This is a genomic window from Klebsiella sp. CB_Kp196, from assembly GCF_040061575.1.
GTDB classification, from domain to species: domain Bacteria; phylum Pseudomonadota; class Gammaproteobacteria; order Enterobacterales; family Enterobacteriaceae; genus Klebsiella; species Klebsiella michiganensis.
Genome location: NZ_JBEAFH010000082.1, coordinates 177,661 through 192,683, shown reverse-complemented (window position 1 = coordinate 192,683; position 15,023 = coordinate 177,661). Strand labels below are relative to the sequence as shown.

The following is a 15,023-nucleotide window of genomic DNA, read 5'->3' as shown; positions in this document are numbered from 1 at the left end:
ATGTTTAGTGATGTTCACGGCGGCGCTGTGCGTGACGCGGGTCAACGCCGCGGTCACCAAAACCACCTGGCCGGATGCGGCGACTATGCAGTTTGTTTTCGTGGAAAACAACTCGGACGATAACTTCTTTGTCACCCCGGGCGGCGCGCTGGACCCGCGAATGACCGGGGCTAACCGCTGGACCGGGCTGAAATATAACGGCTCGGGCACCATTTATCAGCAGAGCCTGGGCTATATCGACAATGGCTATAACACCGGTCTGTACGCCAACTGGTTCTTCGATATGTGGCTGGATAACTCTCCCGCATCTCATCCGTTACAGGGGCTGCGCTGTATCAACTGGTATGCGGGCTGCGATATGGCCACCAGCCTGATTCTGCCGCAAACCAGCGATGCCAGCGGCTTCTACGGCGCGACGGTGACCCCCGGCGGACAAAAGTGGATGCACGGCATGATGTCCGACGCTTTCTACCAGTATCTGCAGCAGATGTCGGTGGGCAGCAGCTTCTCGATGACCATCAACTCCTGCATGACGTCGGTGAGCTACGACGCCAGCAGCGGCGCGCGCTGTAAAGATCAGGCTTCAGGTTACTGGTACGTGCGCAAAGTCACCCATACTAAAGCGGCAAACCTGAAGCTGATTAACACCCATGCGCTGGCGGAAGTCTTTATCAACAGCGACGGGGTCCCGACGCTGGGCGAGGGGAACGCCGACTGTCGCACCCAGACTATCGGCTCCCGTTCCGGTCTGAGCTGCAAAATGGTGAACTATAATTTGCAGCACAATGGCCTGAGTAATACCTCAATTCATATTTTTCCGGCAATCAGCAACTCGGCGCTGGCTTCCGCGGTCGGAAGTTATGATATGCAGTTCAGCCTGGATGGGAATTCATGGAAGCCGGTGAGCGGCATCTCCCAGTACTATACGTTTAATGAGATGAAATCATCTGACTCGGTTTACGTATTTTTCTCGAGCAACTTTTTTAAGCAGATGGTCACGCTGGGCATCAGCGACGTGAACACCAAAGACCTGTTTAATTTCCGTTTCTATAACACCACCTCGCCGGAGTCAGGCTGGTACGAGTTTTCGACCTCCAACACCCTGATTATTAAACCGCGCGACTTCAGCATCAGCATTATTTCCGATGAGTACATTTCGGCGCCGACGCGCGAAGGCTACGTGGGCAGCGGCGAGCCGTCGCTGGACTTTGGCTATATTGTCACCACCAGCGGCAAAACCGCCGCCGATGAAGTGCTCATTAAAGTGACCGGGCCAACGCAGGCGATCGGCGGACGTTCATACTGTATTTTTAGTTCACCCGACGGCACGTCGAGAGTACCGTTCCCGGCGACGCTGGCGTTTACCACCCAGACCGGGACCATCAAAACCTACGATGCCGGATGCGATGATACCTGGCGCGATATGACCGACGCCCTGTGGTTAACCACGCCGTGGACGGATATTTCCGGCGACGTCGGTCAGATGGACAAAACGACGGTGACGTTTTCCATTCCGATGGATAACCCGATATCGCTGCGCACGGTGGAAGATAACGGCTGGTTTGGTGAAGTGAGTGCTTCAGGAGAAATTCATGTTCAGGCGACGTGGCGTAACATTAACTAATTTGCTGCGGATGCTTATCTGCCTGCTGTCGCTCGGCTTCGCGACCGCGGCGCAGGCCATCTCGGTGGGTAATTTAACCTTCTCGCTGGCGGCGGAAGATAACTTCGCGTCTAAACGGGTGATTAATAACAATAAAAGCGCCCGACTGTATCGGGTTTCTATTGTCGCTATCGACCGCCCCGGCGGCAAAGAGGTGCGTTCTCGCCCGGCGGACGGCGAGCTGCTGTTTGCCCCGCGTCAGCTTACCCTGCAGGCGGGGGAGAGCGAGTATTTTAAGTTTTACTACCACGGCCCGAAAGATGACCGTGAGCGCTATTACCGGGTCTCCTTTCGTGAAATACCCACCCGCAATTACGTGATGCGCAATAAAAGCGGTACCGAGGTGAGTATGGATCCGGTGGTGGTGATGGACACGATTCTGGTTGTGCGCCCGCGCGAGGTACGGTTCAAGTGGGCCTACGATCGGGCGGCGGGCACCGTCAGCAATACCGGGAATACCTGGTTTAAGCTGCTGATCAAGCCCGGGTGCGATACGACGGAAGAGGAAGGGGATGCATGGTATTTACGGCCCGGGGACGTTGTTCGCCAGGCCTCGCTGCGCCAACCGGGGAACCATTACATCATCTATAACGATAAATTTATAAAAATGACCAAAGACTGCCCGGTGAACTAACCGGGCAGCTTTTTTCGCGCTTCGTCGCTAAACCGTACGCCCGGCATAGCGGCGGTTCGCCAGCAGGCTCAGGCCGCAGCACAGCAGATAATAAACCGCGCCGGTAAAGACAAATATCGCCAGCGGGTAAATCTGCACCCGATTATTGACCTGCCCGGCGACGGTGGTCAGTTCCGGCACGTTGACGATAAACGCCAGCGACGTGTCTTTGAGCAGCCCGATAAATATCCCTACCAGCGAGGGCTGAACGTTGCGCAGAGCCTGCGGCAGCAGAATAAGGCGCAGCGTCTGTCCGGGGGCAAAACCCTGGGTCAGCGCCGCTTCGTACTGCCCGCGGGGCAGCGATTGCAGGCCCGCCAGCACCGAGTGCATCACCGACGCGGCGGTAAACCACGCCAGCGCCACCGTGACGGTGACCGCGCCCGGCAGGTCGCTGCCGGTGAGCATGGGGAGCAGATACCACAGCCAGAAAATGACGAAGATCAGCGGGATGCCGCGAATAATCTCCGCCCACAGGAAGAGCAACCGCCGCACGATCCCGTCGTAGCGCCAGGCGATGGCCGCCAGCAGCACGCCCCCCGGCAGCGCCAGCGCGGCGGCGCCGACTGCCATCAGCAGCGTCAGCACCACGCCGCCGGGAATACCGTCCGCCAGCCGTCCCCACAGCAGATAATCGAGGTTATCAACGATAACCGCCAGGTTAGCGTTCATAGCCGGCTCTCCTTTGCTGATCCCTTCCCGGACCGAGACGCGTCAGCGCCACGCCCATGAGCACTCCAAGCGCCAGATACAGCGCGGTGCCGACGGCAAACGCCTCCAGCGCATGCGCGTTGTAGCTCTCGATTTGCCGTACCTGATAGGTCAGTTCGGCGAAGCCGATACCGCTCGCCAGCGAGGAGAGCTTCATCAGGTTCAGATACTGGCCGATAATCGGCTGCCAGGCGTTAGCCAGCCCCTGCGGCAGCAGAATGTGGCGCAGCTCCTGCCACGGCGTAAACCCCTGCGACAGCGCCGCTTCCCGCTGGCCGTGGCTAACGGCGCGCAGCCCGGAGGCGATCTCTTCGATCAGAAACGCCGAAGTAAAGACCCCGAGTCCCCACATTGAGCAGAGAAACTCCGGCGTCAGCCACCAGACGTTGCCCGGCAGAATCGACCAGCTGTGGTCGTCGTTGATAAAATCTCGCGCCCCCAGCGGCAGCAGATTCCAGGCGGCAAAATACCAGAACAGCAGCTGGACCAGCAGCGGCGTATTGCGGAACAGTGAAACCCAGGCCGCCACCAGCCAGCGGCCGGGCCTTCCGCCCCCGAGACGCAGCGCCAGCAGCAGGACGGCCAGCACGGTCGCCAGAATCATCCCCGCGACGCTGACCCAGACGGTGGTGAGAAAACCGGAGATGATCCACTGCAGCGGCTGCCCGCTCAGCACGCCATGCCAGTCGAGATGTGGGATCACGCCTCACTCTCCTGGTGCAGCGGATCGAGCACCTTCTGCAGGAAACGGCGGGTGCGGGCGTGCTGCGGCCGGGCGAAAAACTCGGCCGGCGGCGCGACTTCGAGAATATCGCCGCCGTCGATAAACACCACCCGATCGGCAATCTCGCGGGCGAACTGCATCTCGTGGGTCACCACCACCATGGTGATCCCGCTGTGGGCGAGGGTTTTCATGACCTGCAGCACTTCGCCGATCATCTCCGGGTCCAGCGCCGACGTGGGTTCATCGAACAGAATGATTTGCGGCGAGGAGGCGAGGGCGCGGGCGATCGCCACCCGCTGCTGCTGACCGCCCGAGAGCTGGGCAGGCATCTGCCGGGCTTTATCCGCCAGGCCAACCTGGCTGAGCAGCGCCAGCGAGCGCTCGCGGGCGGCGCTTTTGCTCCAGCCGTGAACGCGTTCCAGCGCGAGGGTAATATTCTCCTGCGCCGTCAGGTGGGCGTAGAGATTAAACTGCTGAAAAACGAAGCCGACCCGGCTGCGCAGCTGGCGCAGGGCGCTGCCGGTAAGCTGGCGCGTTGGTTTGCCGTCGATCAGAATCTCGCCGCCGCTAAGGGATTCCAGCTGATTAATCAGGCGGATCAGGGTTGATTTGCCCGATCCCGAAGGGCCGAGGATCGCCACTACTTCGCCGGGTTCAACCTGTAAATTTACGCCGTTCAGCACCCGATGGTCGCCGTAGCTTTTGGCGACATCGCGAAACTCAATGCTGGCGCGCTGCAGATGCGAAAAATCCGCGGACGATGCCGCGGAGCGTGAAAATAGAGCCGATAACATCATCTTTCTCTGCTTATTTCGCTTCGATAGTAAAGGCGCGCGGCTGCGGGGTTTTGGTGCTCGGGCCAAACCAGACGTCGTAAATTTTGGCCGCTTCACCGGATTTCTCCAGCTTGACCAGCTCGTCATTGACCGCTTTCAGCAGGGCCGGTTCGCCTTTCTTCACGCCGACGCCAATCTCTTCTTTGCTCAGCAGGTCGGGGATGATTTTGAAGTTCGCCTTGTCCGGCGCTTCCGCCAGCAGTCCAGCGAGGATGGTGCTGTCCTGGGTGATGGCCTGCACGTTGCCGTTGCGTAGGGCGGTCAGCGCCAGCGGAATATCGTCATAAGAGAGCACGCGCGACTGCGGGAAACGCTGATGCAGCGCCTGCTCCCCGGTGGTGCCTTTTACCGCGCCGATGCGCGCTTTGCTGTAATCATCGAGCTTATCCGGTGATTTTGCCGGAACGAGGAACTGCTGGCCGGTCACGAAGTAAGGCGTTGAGAAATCAATCACCTGGGCGCGTTCCGGGGTGATGGTAATATCGGCGACGATCAGGTCGGCCTTACCGGATTGCAGCAGCGGAATGCGGTTGGCCGGGTTGGTGGCGACCAGCTCCAGCTTGACGCCGAGCGATTTTGCCAGCGCTTCGGCGAAGTCCACGTCGTAGCCGACGATTTTATGCGTTTTCGGGTCTACCGAGCCGAACGGCGGGTTGGCGTCGAAGGTGGCGACTTTGACCACGCCGGCGGCTTTGATATCGGCTAATTGATCGGCCTGAGCCTGCGCGGCGAGCACCAGCATGCCCAGCGCCAGCGCGATTTTTGTTTTTGCAATGCGCATTGTTATTCCCCTGAATCCCTGTTTTGTTTTGTGTTTATCACGCTCCCACAAATCGCCCGTCGGCGGCAAAGAAGAAAAAGTTCTTATCTATAACGAAAAAGAACTTAACAAAGTTGTGGATATTGTTTACCCGGCTCTGCGCTACCAAACTGGGGAGACATTCCGTCAGCTATTGGTATCTTTCTGAAACCACAAGACTCGCAGCGATGCCCTGGTGCCCGCTGAAATCGGCGAACCGGAGGTCGGAAGACAAGGGCTGGCCGCCAGGGATGGCGGCCAGAGGCGAATCGAGACAGTGATGTCGAGTTGAGCCGACCGCAGGCTGAGGACCGGGAGGTGAGCGCAGTGCGCAGCACCGATTTCTTTGCGGGACCGCGGGGATTGTAAAGGGGGAGACGGTTTTCTCCCCCGTTACCCGTTCACGGGTAACGGGTAACGGTGAGGCATTTTCTGCAGATTGAGAGTGAACGGAACCCTTGCGCATAGAATTACAAATCAGGCTCCGGCAAACGCTGCGGGTCCTTCCCAGCCTGCGCTGCGCTTGGCTGGGCTACGGGGCCTCAGTCGTCTGGGGTCGTGTAGCCCGGATAAGACGTTTACGTCGCAATCCGGGAAAGGCCCCAATATGCATCCCACAGAATTACAAATCCGGAATTGATATTTCCTGCCCGCCGTCAACTGTGGTTGAAATAGACACAGGCAAAAATGCTTCCCGACGGAGGAGAAAAATGAAAGTGGCGCTGTGGCAACGCATAACGGGCTGGCTGGCTTCTTTATCTGGATCCGGCGGTGAAGCCGGTCAGCAGGATACCCAACGCATCATGGAGGCAATATTACCGGTCGCCAGTCTCTACGGAATTGAGCTCGGCAACGTTGAAACAAGGTGGTTTCGCCATGATAAAACATACTGAGCGGCGCAGGACGCGTGAAGCCTACTGGAACGAGGTGTGCTTTGTGTAGCGCGAGGCTGTTTGCGGTTGCGGCGACGCAGGAAGCGAAGCCGCAGCCCTGAACAGCTTTATCCCCCCAGATACATCCGTTTGATTTCCGGATTCGCCAGCACCTCCGGCGCCGGACCAGAGAGCATAATCTTCCCATTCTCCAGCACATAGGCGCGATCGGCGATGGTCAACGCCGCCGTGGCGTTCTGCTCTACCAGCAGCACGGTAATATTCTCTTCCCGCAGCTGCTTAATCGTCGCAAACAGCTCCCCAACAATTTTCGGCGCCAGGCCGAGGCTTGGCTCATCGAGCATCAGCAGTACCGGCTCGCTCATCAACGCTCTGGCGATCGCCAGCATCTGCTGCTCGCCGCCGCTCATGGTTCCCGCCATCTGGCCGCGCCGCTCTTTCAGCCGGGGAAACAGGCTGTACATGCGATCGCGCAGGCGGGTAAAGCCGGCGAGATTGTTGTAGGCCCCCATGCGCAGATTTTCTTCGATGGTCAGGTTGGTAAAGATGCGCCGTCCTTCTGGCACCAGCGCCAGCCCCTTACGCACAATCTGATGCGTCTGGCTGCGGGAAATATCCTCGTTGAGAAAATTGACCCGCCCCGTGGAACGCACCAGGTTGACGATCCCGTTGAGGGTGGAGGTTTTCCCGGCACCGTTGCTGCCGATAAGGGTCACAATCTCCCGATCGTGAATATCAATGTCCACCCCTTTCAGCCCCTGAATCACGCCGTAAAACACTTTTAACTCGCGCGCGCTAAGCATAACGAACGTCCCCCAGGTAGGCGGAAATCACGTCCGGATCCTGAATGGCTTCGGACATCAGGCCGCTAAACAGCGGTTTGCCGTACTCCAGCACCATCACCCGCTCGCAAAGCTTGTTGACGAACGGCATATCGTGCTCGATCAGCAGTACGCTGAGCTGATAGTCGTTACGCATGCGGAAGATCAGATCCGCCAGATCCTCCGTCTCTTTCGGGTTCATCCCGGCGGCGGGCTCGTCGAGCAGCAGCAATTTTGGCGACGTCGCCAGCGCGCGGGCGATCTCCACCTTGCGCTGGTTGCCGTAGCTGAGGTTGGTGGCCTGCACGTCGGCGAAATGGGCGATACCGATATCGTCCAGAATCGCCATCGCTTTGGCCTTTGCCGCCCGCTCGGCGGGGAAGTAGCGGCCAATATGCAGCGCCGCTTCCAGCAGCGAATAGCGGCTGGCGCTGTCGAGGCCGACCATCACGTTTTCTAATACCGTCATCGAGTTGAACAGGCGGATATTCTGAAAGGTGCGGGCAATCCCGGCGTTGACCACCCGGTTCGGCTTCAGCCCCTTCAGCGACTTTCCCGCCAGGGTCACGCTGCCGCTGGTCGGCTTATAGTTGGCGGTGATGACGTTGAACATCGTGGTTTTGCCCGCGCCGTTGGGGCCAATCAGGCCAAAAATTTCCGCTTCGTCGACGTGGAAACTGACGCTGTCGATGGCCCGCAGGCCGCCGAACTGCATGGTCACGTCCTGCACCTGTAAAATGACCTTATTTTGCGCCATAGCCGCGGCCCCTTTTGCCCACTTGCCAAATCTCTTTTTTGCCCAGCAGACCTTCGCGGGCGAACAGCATGATGATCAGCAGCAGCAGCGAGAACACCACCATCCGCAGGCCCGGATACGCGCCGAGATCGTGACCGAAGAACTGGAGCGGCTGGTCGAGAAAGCGCAGCCACTCGCCGCTGCCGACCACCAGTACGGTGCCGAGCAGCGCGCCGGTGGTGCTGCCCAGGCCGCCGAGCACGATAATAATCAGCAGCTGGAAGGTGAGCATAAAGTCGAACAGGCCCGGCGAGATGGTGGTCAGCAGCGAGGCCAGCAGGCCGCCGCCGATCCCTTCGAAGAAGGCGCTGGTGGCGAAGGCGCAGGTTTTAATGCGAAACGTGTTCACGCCCATAGCGATAGCGGCGTCTTCGTCGTCGCGCACCGCTTTCATCATTCGCCCGTACTTCGACCACACCAGCTGCAAAATCATCCCGGTCGCCAGCAGGGCGAACAGCCCGCACCAGAACAGGAGATGCGGCTGCTGCGGAATATCGTTGAGGCCAATGGCGCCGTTGGTGATCTGCGGATTGTTGATAGCGAGGATTTTAATGATAAAGCCGAAGCCGAGGGTCACAATCGCCAGGTAGTCGCCGCGCACGCGGAAGACCGGCAGGGCAAGGCAAACCGCCAGCGCCGCCGCGCACAGGCCGCTAATGAGCAGCGCGGGCAGGAACCCGGCGTGCAGCACGAGGATCCACGGGCTGGGGGCGGCCATCTCAAACATATCCAGCTTGCTGTCGCTGGGGAGGATTAGCAGAGCGGTGACGTAAGCGCCGACCGCCACAAAGCCGTTGGGCTCCAGCGACAGCTGGCCGGTCACGCCGTTGATCAGGTTGTAGCTGACCGCGAGGATCATAAAGACGAAAATGGTGCTGATGACGCGAATAATGTAGTCGTTGAAGACGACGTTGATCCCGGCCAGCAGCGCGACGCAGAGAGCAATAATGACCAGGTTGCGCAGCTGCGCCCCGGCGGTAGTCGTAGCGTTGAGCATCAGAAACGGCTCCTTTCCAGACGTTCATCGCCCATAATGCCAACCGGGCGGAACAAGAGGACCAGAATCAAGAACATAAAGGCAAAGGCGTCTTTGTAACCGCCCAGCTCGGGAAACAGAGCGACCGCCACCACCTCGGTAAAGCCGAGAATAAAGCCGCCGAGCACCGCGCCGGTGACGCTGCCGATTCCGCCGAGCACCGCGGCGGCGAAGGCCTTCAGGCCGATCAGCACGCCCATCAGCGGGTCGATGGTCGGGTAGCTGATGGAGTAGAAAACCCCGCCCAGCGCCGCGAGGCTGCTGCCGAGGGCGAACACCAGCGAGATAATGCGGTTGGCGTCGATGCCCATCAGGCGCACGGTATTAACGTCGAAGGCCACCGCGCGGATCGCCATCCCGTAGCGGGTGCGGTACAGCAGCCAGAGGATCGCCAGCAGCAGCAGGACGGTGATCAGCGGCACGATCCACGCCACGTTGGTGATAATCACGTCACCAAAGGCGCGGGTGTTGTTGAAAAATTCCGGTGCGGAAAAGAAGCGCGAGCTGCCGCCAAACAGCACGTTGAACAGGTTTTCGAGGAAGAAGCTGACGCCGATGGCGGTGATCAGCATGGAGATTTTTGATGCCTGACGCAGCGGGCGATAGGCCACCCGGTCGATCAGCATGCCGAACAGGCCGCACAGCGCGAGGGTCAGGAAAACGGCTACCCCGAAGGGTAGCCCAATGGAAGAAAACAAAAACAGGGTGGTAAACGCCCCGACCATCATTACGTCCGCATGGGCGAAGTTGATCAGGCGCAGCACCCCATAAACCATCGTATAACCGATGGCAATCAGGGCGTACATGCCCCCAAGGCTCATTCCATTGACCACTTGCTGGAGAAAAATGGCACCATCCATCTGATATCCCTTATAAAACCTTAAGGATTAACCACGGTACGAAACGCCAGCTTGCCATCCTTCACTTCGTTGATGACCGCGCTGCGGATAGCGTCGCCGTTTTGTAACGTCAGCGTGCCCGTTACGCCCTGGAAGTCCTTAGTGGCGCGAATTTTTTCGTTAACGCAAACCCGGTCGTGCGGGTCGCTGCACTGGTTCATGGCGTTGATAATGACGTTATAGGCGTCCGCCGCCATCGCGCCCCAGGTGTGGGTCGGCTGCTGGTATTTGGCTTCCCAGGCTTTGATAAACACCTCGCCCGCCGGCGTTTGCTCTTTGGCGTTCGGCGAGTAGTAGTCGGTGGTCATATAGCCGTTGACCGCGTCTTTGCCGACGTCAAAAAAGACCTGATCCGCCGCCAGCCCGTCGCCGCCGACCACCGGCTTGCTCAGCCCCAGCTGCTTCGCCTGTACGGCGATCAGCGCCCCTTCGGTGTAGTAGATCGGCATATAGATCATGTCGACGTTCTTCGCCTTCACGCTGGCCAGCTGGGCCTTAAAGTCTTTGCTGCCGCCGGGAGCCTGAACTTCGATAGGAATGGTGCCGCCGTTTTTCAGGAACTGCGTGCGAAAGGCCTTCGCCAGGCCGACGGAGTAGTCGTTGCTGCTGTCGAAGACGATGGCGGCGGTTTTGGCTTTCAGATCGCGCGAGGCGAGGTTAGCGCCGACCACGCCCTGGAAGCTGTCGGAGAAGCAGACCCGGCTGACGTAAGGGTGGTTGCGGGTAACGCGGTCGTTGGTCGCGGTTGAGGAGACCAGCGGCGTTTTGCTGTCGTCGGCGATTTTGGTCATCGCCAGGGTATTGGAGGAGGTGACTTCGCCGATCACCGCATCGACTTTATCGCTGGAAACCAGGCGCTGCATGGCGTTAGCGGCTTCGACCTTATCGCTCTTATCGTCGATCACGATAAGCTTCACGGTGTCGCCGTTTTTTAACGTCGGCGTAATGCTCTGGATAATATCCAGCCCTTTTTGCGAAGGCTGACCGTAGCCGCTCAGCGCGCCGCTCAGCGGTAAGACCACGCCGATTTTAATTTCAGCCGCCTGCGCGCTGCTGGCACCGACCCACGCGGCAACCAGCGTGGCCATTAAAGACGCTTTCCCGGAAAACTTGTTCATTGTTACCTCACCGTCGGTCGATTATTTATCTTTAACCATCAATGACTGCATAACATTGAGACATAATTCGCCAGCGTATCCGGCGAATTATTGGCTGTTATGTTGAATAGATAACGAGATATATTTGGTATGCGGATTTACCTTACAACGTCCGTTTCGTTTTTACTCATGCAATATTCTTATTACCTCCAGGAGAGGGCATAAGGCTGATGAAAATACTGTTTTTGGTACGGTTAACGCATTTTGCCAGGTGGCGGCTGACGCCTTACCCGGCCTGGAAAACCCGCAATTTTAGCGCGCACCTGAATATAATATTCAGGTGCGCCCGATAATATTAAAAATCTATTCTGCTGCCCGCGTGACTTATTATTTTAACTGGCTCAACGGTTTTATTTTTCCATGCAGCGCCGGATTATCGCTTTCGTCTTTCAGGCGCACTCCGGTAAGCCGCCGCAAAAAGGCCTGCTCCAGTAGCCAGGCCAGTTTAAATGCGGCGGCATCAAAGCTCAGTCCTTCCGGACGGATATTAGAAATACAGTTGCGCTCCGACTCCAGCCGCTGACGATGCGGCTGCCAGGTTAAATACACCCCGAGGCTATCCGGCGAGGAGAGCCCGGGCCTTTCGCCAATCAATATCGCCACCGCTCTGGCCTTCAGCGTTTCGCCTATATCATCGCCCAGCGCGACCCGCGACTGGTGCGCCAGCACCACCGGGGCCAGGCTCAGGCCGAGGGTTTTCAGATAGGGCAGCAGGGCGCGAATCAGCGGCACCGCCTGGCGCTGCACGGCGTACGACGACAGCCCGTCGCCAATCACCAGCAGCAGGTCGGCGGGGCGCGCGCCGCTGGCGGCGAGGTCGGCGCGGCTCTCTTCGTTCAGCTGTCGCCCCAGATCCGGGCGATTCAGATAGACATGGCGATCGCTGGCGGCGCTGCGGACGGTCAGCGTCGACAGCCCCAGCTCCGCCAGCGGCTGGACTAACTGGTCGCTGGCGAAAGGCTGGTGAATGGCATCGCGCGCCCGGGCGTGGGCGAGGCCGAAATTCAGCACTTCGCGGGTCGGCAGGCTGGCGCCGCTGCGCCCCAGCGCAATCCGCGCATCGGTAAACTCACGCAGCGGGTTCCAGGCGTCGGGAGGATTCATACCGGTTCTCCTTGCGGCAGGACGGAAAGCAGCGGATGGCGGGCATCGGTCAGACGCAGCGCGCCGTGGCGGTCAATAATCTGCATCTTCGTCAGCCAGTCGGCGAACTCAGGCGCATGCTGTAAACCCAGCAGTCGGCGGGCGTAAAGGGCATCGTGGAACGAGGTGCTTTGGTAGTTGAGCATAATATCGTCAGCCCCCGGAACGCCGATCAAAAAGGTCAGCCCGGCCGCGCAGAGCAGCGTCAGCAGGGTATCCATATCGTCCTGATCCGCTTCGGCGTGATTGGTGTAGCAAACGTCGCAGCCGATGGGCAGCCCCATCAGCTTGCCGCAGAAGTGATCTTCCAGCCCGGCGCGGATAATCTGCTTACCATCGTACAGGTACTCCGGGCCGATAAAGCCCACCACCGTATTGACCAGCAGCGGTTCAAAATGGCGGGCGACGGCATAGGCCCGGGCTTCGCAGGTCTGCTGATCAACGCCGTGGTGGGCGTTGGCGGAAAGACAGCTGCCCTGGCCGGTTTCAAAATACATCACGTTGTTGCCCAGCGTGCCGCGGTTCAGGCTAAGCGCCGCTTCCCGCGCTTCCTGCAGCAGCGCCAGATTAATGCCGAAACCGCTGTTGGCGGCTTCGGTACCGGCCACCGACTGGAACACCAGATCCACCGGCGCGCCGCGCTCAATCAGCTGCAGGGTGTTGGTGACGTGGGTCAAAATGCACGACTGGGTGGGGATGGCGAAGCGCTGAATAATATCGTCAAGCATATGGTTCAGCTGCGCCAGCACCGGCAGGCTGTCGCTGGCCGGATTGATGCCGATCACCGCGTCCCCGGCGCCGTACAGCAGGCCGTCGAGCATGCTGGCGGCGATGCCTTTCATATCATCGGTCGGGTGATTGGGCTGCAGGCGCACGCTCAGGCGCCCCGGCAGGCCGATGGTATTGCGAAAACGGGTGATGACTCGGCATTTGCTGGCGGCGAGGATCAGATCCTGATTGCGCATCAGCTTGCTGACCGCGGCGGCCATCTCCGGGGTTATCGCGCGGGCGACCTGGCGCAGCGCCGCTTCATCGGTGGCGTCGTCGAGCAGCCAGTCGCGAAAATCGCCGACCGTAAGATGGCTAATCGCCGCGAAGCCCCGGGCGTCGTGGGTATCGAGGATCAGCCGGGTCACCTCATCCTGCTCGTAGGGAATCAGCGGATTATCGAGAATCTCCGTGAGGGGAACCTCCGCCAGCGCCATTTTTGCCGCCATCCGCTCTTCGGCGGAGCCGGCGATAACGCCCGCCAGCGCGTCGCCGGAACGCGCAGGAGAGGCCTTCGCCATCAAGGTTTTCAGACTATCAAAGCGCCATACCTGGCCCGATAGCGTAGTTTTATACATGTGTCGCCTCCTCAGGAGACCGTACGCAGCTGCGGATCCACCGCCGCGCGCTGGCGGGCCGCTGCGGTCTTGCGAAACCACAGGTAGCCGCCGAGCATCATGGCGGCGAAAATCAGCGCCAGCAGCGTGTTGTACCAGACCATCGCCACCAGGCAGAGTACCGCCATGGCCAGCGCGAAGGCCGGCGCCCACGGATAGAGCGGTGCGCGGAACGGTCGAATCAGCTTCGGCTCGCTGCGGCGCAGTTTAAACAGCGCCGCCATCGAGGTGATATACATAACAATAGCGCCAAATACCGACATCGTGACGATACAGGCGGTCAGCGGCATCCCGCTAATGGTGATCAGCGAATCGGAGAAAATGGCGGCGATGCCCACCACGCCCCCGGCGAGGATCGCCAGATGCGGCGTGCGGGTGCGGCGGTTCAGCGTCGCCAGGCTGGCGGGGAGATAGCCCGCGCGCGCCAGCGAGTAAATCTGCCGCGAGTAGCCCATGATAATCCCGTGGAACGAGGCCACCAGGCCGAAGAGCCCCAGCCACACCAGCATATGCAGCCAGCCGCTGCTGTTGCCGACCACCATTTTCATCGCCTGCGGCAGTGGGTCGTTAATATTGGCCAGGGTTCGCCAGTCGCCCACGCCGCCGGCAAAAATCATCACGCCAATCGCCAGCACGGTCAGGGTCAGGATGCCGCCGCCCAGCGCCCGGGGAATGGTGCGCTGCGGATCCTTCGCCTCTTCGGCGGCCATCGATGCGCCTTCAATCGCCAGAAAGAACCAGATAGCGAACGGGATGGCGGCAAACATCCCCGGCAGCGCCAGGCCGCTGAAGCTCTCCGCGCCCGCCCAGCCGTTAGCAGTAAAGTGGCTCCAGGAGAAGCCCGGCGCGACAACGCCCATAAACACCAGCAGTTCGAAAATCGCTAATAACGTCACCACCAGCTCAAAGGTCGCGGCGATACCCACGCCGAGAATATTCAGCGTCATAAAGATGATGTAGGCGCCGCAGGCCACCCATTTGGGGTCGAGCGCCGGAAACTGCACGTTAAGATAGGCGCCGATGGCCATGGCGATGGCGGGCGGGGCGAAGACGAATTCAATCAGGGTCGCGAAGCCGGCGATAAACCCGCCGGTCGGGCCAAAGGCGCGGTAGGCGTAGGCAAAAGGCCCGCCCGCATGCGGAATGGCGGTGGTCAGCTCGGTAAAGCTAAAAATAAAGGCGCAGTACATCGCGGCGATGGCCAGCGCGACGATCATAAAGCCCAGCGTCCCGGCCTGGGACCAGCCGTAGCTCCAGCCAAAATACTCTCCGGAAATAACCAGCCCAACGGCGATCCCCCATAAGCGGAAACTGCCGAGCGTTCTTTTTAGCGTTGTGGTTTGCTCTGTCATGTTCGTTGCCTCGCCAGATAAAGATATCGGGAGGGTTGCAAAGAGAATGCCAGGGCATACCACCGATAAACGCGGCGGTTTACGCCAACGAGGATCAAAAAAGGTGCAGACCGCGCCCGGCGGGAGAGTCGCGGT

16 protein-coding genes are annotated in these 15,023 nt (G+C 59.6%); 4 read left to right on the top strand and 12 right to left on the bottom strand.

What is annotated here, in order from left to right:
- The first annotated feature begins 10 nt into the window (after positions 1-10).
- Both ABLU87_RS28945 and ABLU87_RS28940 read left to right on the top strand, forming a co-directional pair.
- On the top strand, positions 11-1,624 hold the full coding sequence (locus ABLU87_RS28945) for a hypothetical protein (RefSeq protein WP_224293545.1): 1,614 nt from the start codon (positions 11-13) through the stop codon (positions 1,622-1,624).
- Positions 1,593-2,297 (top strand): fimbria/pilus periplasmic chaperone, encoded by a 705-nt coding sequence (locus ABLU87_RS28940; protein ID WP_014837540.1) that lies wholly within the window; start codon positions 1,593-1,595, stop codon positions 2,295-2,297. Before ABLU87_RS28945 ends, ABLU87_RS28940 begins: the two co-directional genes overlap by 32 nt.
- A gap of 27 nt (positions 2,298-2,324) precedes the next feature.
- Here the strand turns inward: ABLU87_RS28940 and ABLU87_RS28935 are convergent, their stop codons facing one another.
- From ABLU87_RS28935 to ABLU87_RS28920, 4 genes are read right to left on the bottom strand one after another with little or no spacing between them, the layout of a single operon-like run.
- The gene (locus tag ABLU87_RS28935) at positions 2,325-3,008 is read right to left on the bottom strand and encodes an amino acid ABC transporter permease (RefSeq protein ID WP_025107213.1); all 684 of its coding nucleotides are present in this window, start codon (positions 3,006-3,008) and stop codon (positions 2,325-2,327) included.
- Positions 2,998-3,750 (bottom strand): amino acid ABC transporter permease, encoded by a 753-nt coding sequence (locus tag ABLU87_RS28930; RefSeq protein ID WP_014228108.1) that lies wholly within the window; start codon positions 3,748-3,750, stop codon positions 2,998-3,000. Before ABLU87_RS28930 ends, ABLU87_RS28935 begins: the two co-directional genes overlap by 11 nt.
- A complete protein-coding gene (locus tag ABLU87_RS28925; protein WP_014837542.1) occupies positions 3,747-4,565 on the bottom strand; it encodes an amino acid ABC transporter ATP-binding protein in 819 nt (272 codons plus the stop codon). The genes ABLU87_RS28930 and ABLU87_RS28925 overlap by 4 nt, the downstream gene beginning before the upstream one ends.
- 13 nt (positions 4,566-4,578) lie before the next feature.
- Entirely contained in the window at positions 4,579-5,388 is an 810-nt protein-coding gene (locus ABLU87_RS28920; protein WP_004099328.1) for an ABC transporter substrate-binding protein, read from the bottom strand.
- A 728-nt stretch (positions 5,389-6,116) separates the two neighbouring features.
- Here ABLU87_RS28920 and ABLU87_RS28915 point away from each other — a divergent pair.
- Entirely contained in the window at positions 6,117-6,299 is a 183-nt protein-coding gene (locus ABLU87_RS28915; RefSeq protein WP_004129481.1) for a hypothetical protein, read from the top strand.
- A gap of 107 nt (positions 6,300-6,406) precedes the next feature.
- Here the strand turns inward: ABLU87_RS28915 and ABLU87_RS28910 are convergent, their stop codons facing one another.
- Genes ABLU87_RS28910 through ABLU87_RS28890 form a run of 5 tightly spaced genes read right to left on the bottom strand, consistent with a single transcriptional unit; the run spans position 6,407 to position 10,939 of the window.
- Positions 6,407-7,102 (bottom strand): ABC transporter ATP-binding protein, encoded by a 696-nt coding sequence (locus tag ABLU87_RS28910; protein WP_048261359.1) that lies wholly within the window; start codon positions 7,100-7,102, stop codon positions 6,407-6,409.
- Positions 7,095-7,877 (bottom strand): ABC transporter ATP-binding protein, encoded by a 783-nt coding sequence (locus ABLU87_RS28905; RefSeq protein WP_014228113.1) that lies wholly within the window; start codon positions 7,875-7,877, stop codon positions 7,095-7,097. Before ABLU87_RS28905 ends, ABLU87_RS28910 begins: the two co-directional genes overlap by 8 nt.
- On the bottom strand, positions 7,864-8,913 hold the full coding sequence (locus tag ABLU87_RS28900; protein ID WP_004848115.1) for a branched-chain amino acid ABC transporter permease: 1,050 nt from the start codon (positions 8,911-8,913) through the stop codon (positions 7,864-7,866). The genes ABLU87_RS28905 and ABLU87_RS28900 overlap by 14 nt, the downstream gene beginning before the upstream one ends.
- Entirely contained in the window at positions 8,913-9,812 is a 900-nt protein-coding gene (locus tag ABLU87_RS28895; RefSeq protein WP_004099333.1) for a branched-chain amino acid ABC transporter permease, read from the bottom strand. The genes ABLU87_RS28900 and ABLU87_RS28895 overlap by 1 nt, the downstream gene beginning before the upstream one ends.
- Before the next feature lie 20 nt (positions 9,813-9,832).
- Positions 9,833-10,939 (bottom strand): ABC transporter substrate-binding protein, encoded by a 1,107-nt coding sequence (locus tag ABLU87_RS28890; RefSeq protein ID WP_024359092.1) that lies wholly within the window; start codon positions 10,937-10,939, stop codon positions 9,833-9,835.
- On the opposite strand from ABLU87_RS28890, the gene ABLU87_RS28885 reads away from it, so the two are divergent.
- Positions 10,932-11,075, top strand: a complete 144-nt coding sequence (locus tag ABLU87_RS28885) for a hypothetical protein (RefSeq protein WP_162557331.1) — start codon at positions 10,932-10,934, stop codon at positions 11,073-11,075. The two genes, ABLU87_RS28890 and ABLU87_RS28885, sit on opposite strands and share 8 nt — an antisense overlap.
- 260 nt (positions 11,076-11,335) lie before the next feature.
- On the opposite strand, the gene eutC is transcribed toward ABLU87_RS28885, so the two are convergent.
- Genes eutC through eat form a run of 3 tightly spaced genes read right to left on the bottom strand, consistent with a single transcriptional unit; the run spans position 11,336 to position 14,888 of the window.
- A complete protein-coding gene (gene eutC, locus ABLU87_RS28880; protein ID WP_004099335.1) occupies positions 11,336-12,112 on the bottom strand; it encodes an ethanolamine ammonia-lyase subunit EutC in 777 nt (258 codons plus the stop codon).
- Positions 12,109-13,497: an ethanolamine ammonia-lyase subunit EutB gene (locus ABLU87_RS28875; protein WP_049083019.1), complete on the bottom strand. Its 1,389-nt coding sequence runs from the start codon at positions 13,495-13,497 to the stop codon at positions 12,109-12,111. Before ABLU87_RS28875 ends, eutC begins: the two co-directional genes overlap by 4 nt.
- An 11-nt stretch (positions 13,498-13,508) precedes the next feature.
- Positions 13,509-14,888, bottom strand: a complete 1,380-nt coding sequence (eat, locus tag ABLU87_RS28870) for an ethanolamine permease (protein ID WP_004129501.1) — start codon at positions 14,886-14,888, stop codon at positions 13,509-13,511.
- Positions 14,889-15,023: the final 135 nt, after the last annotated feature.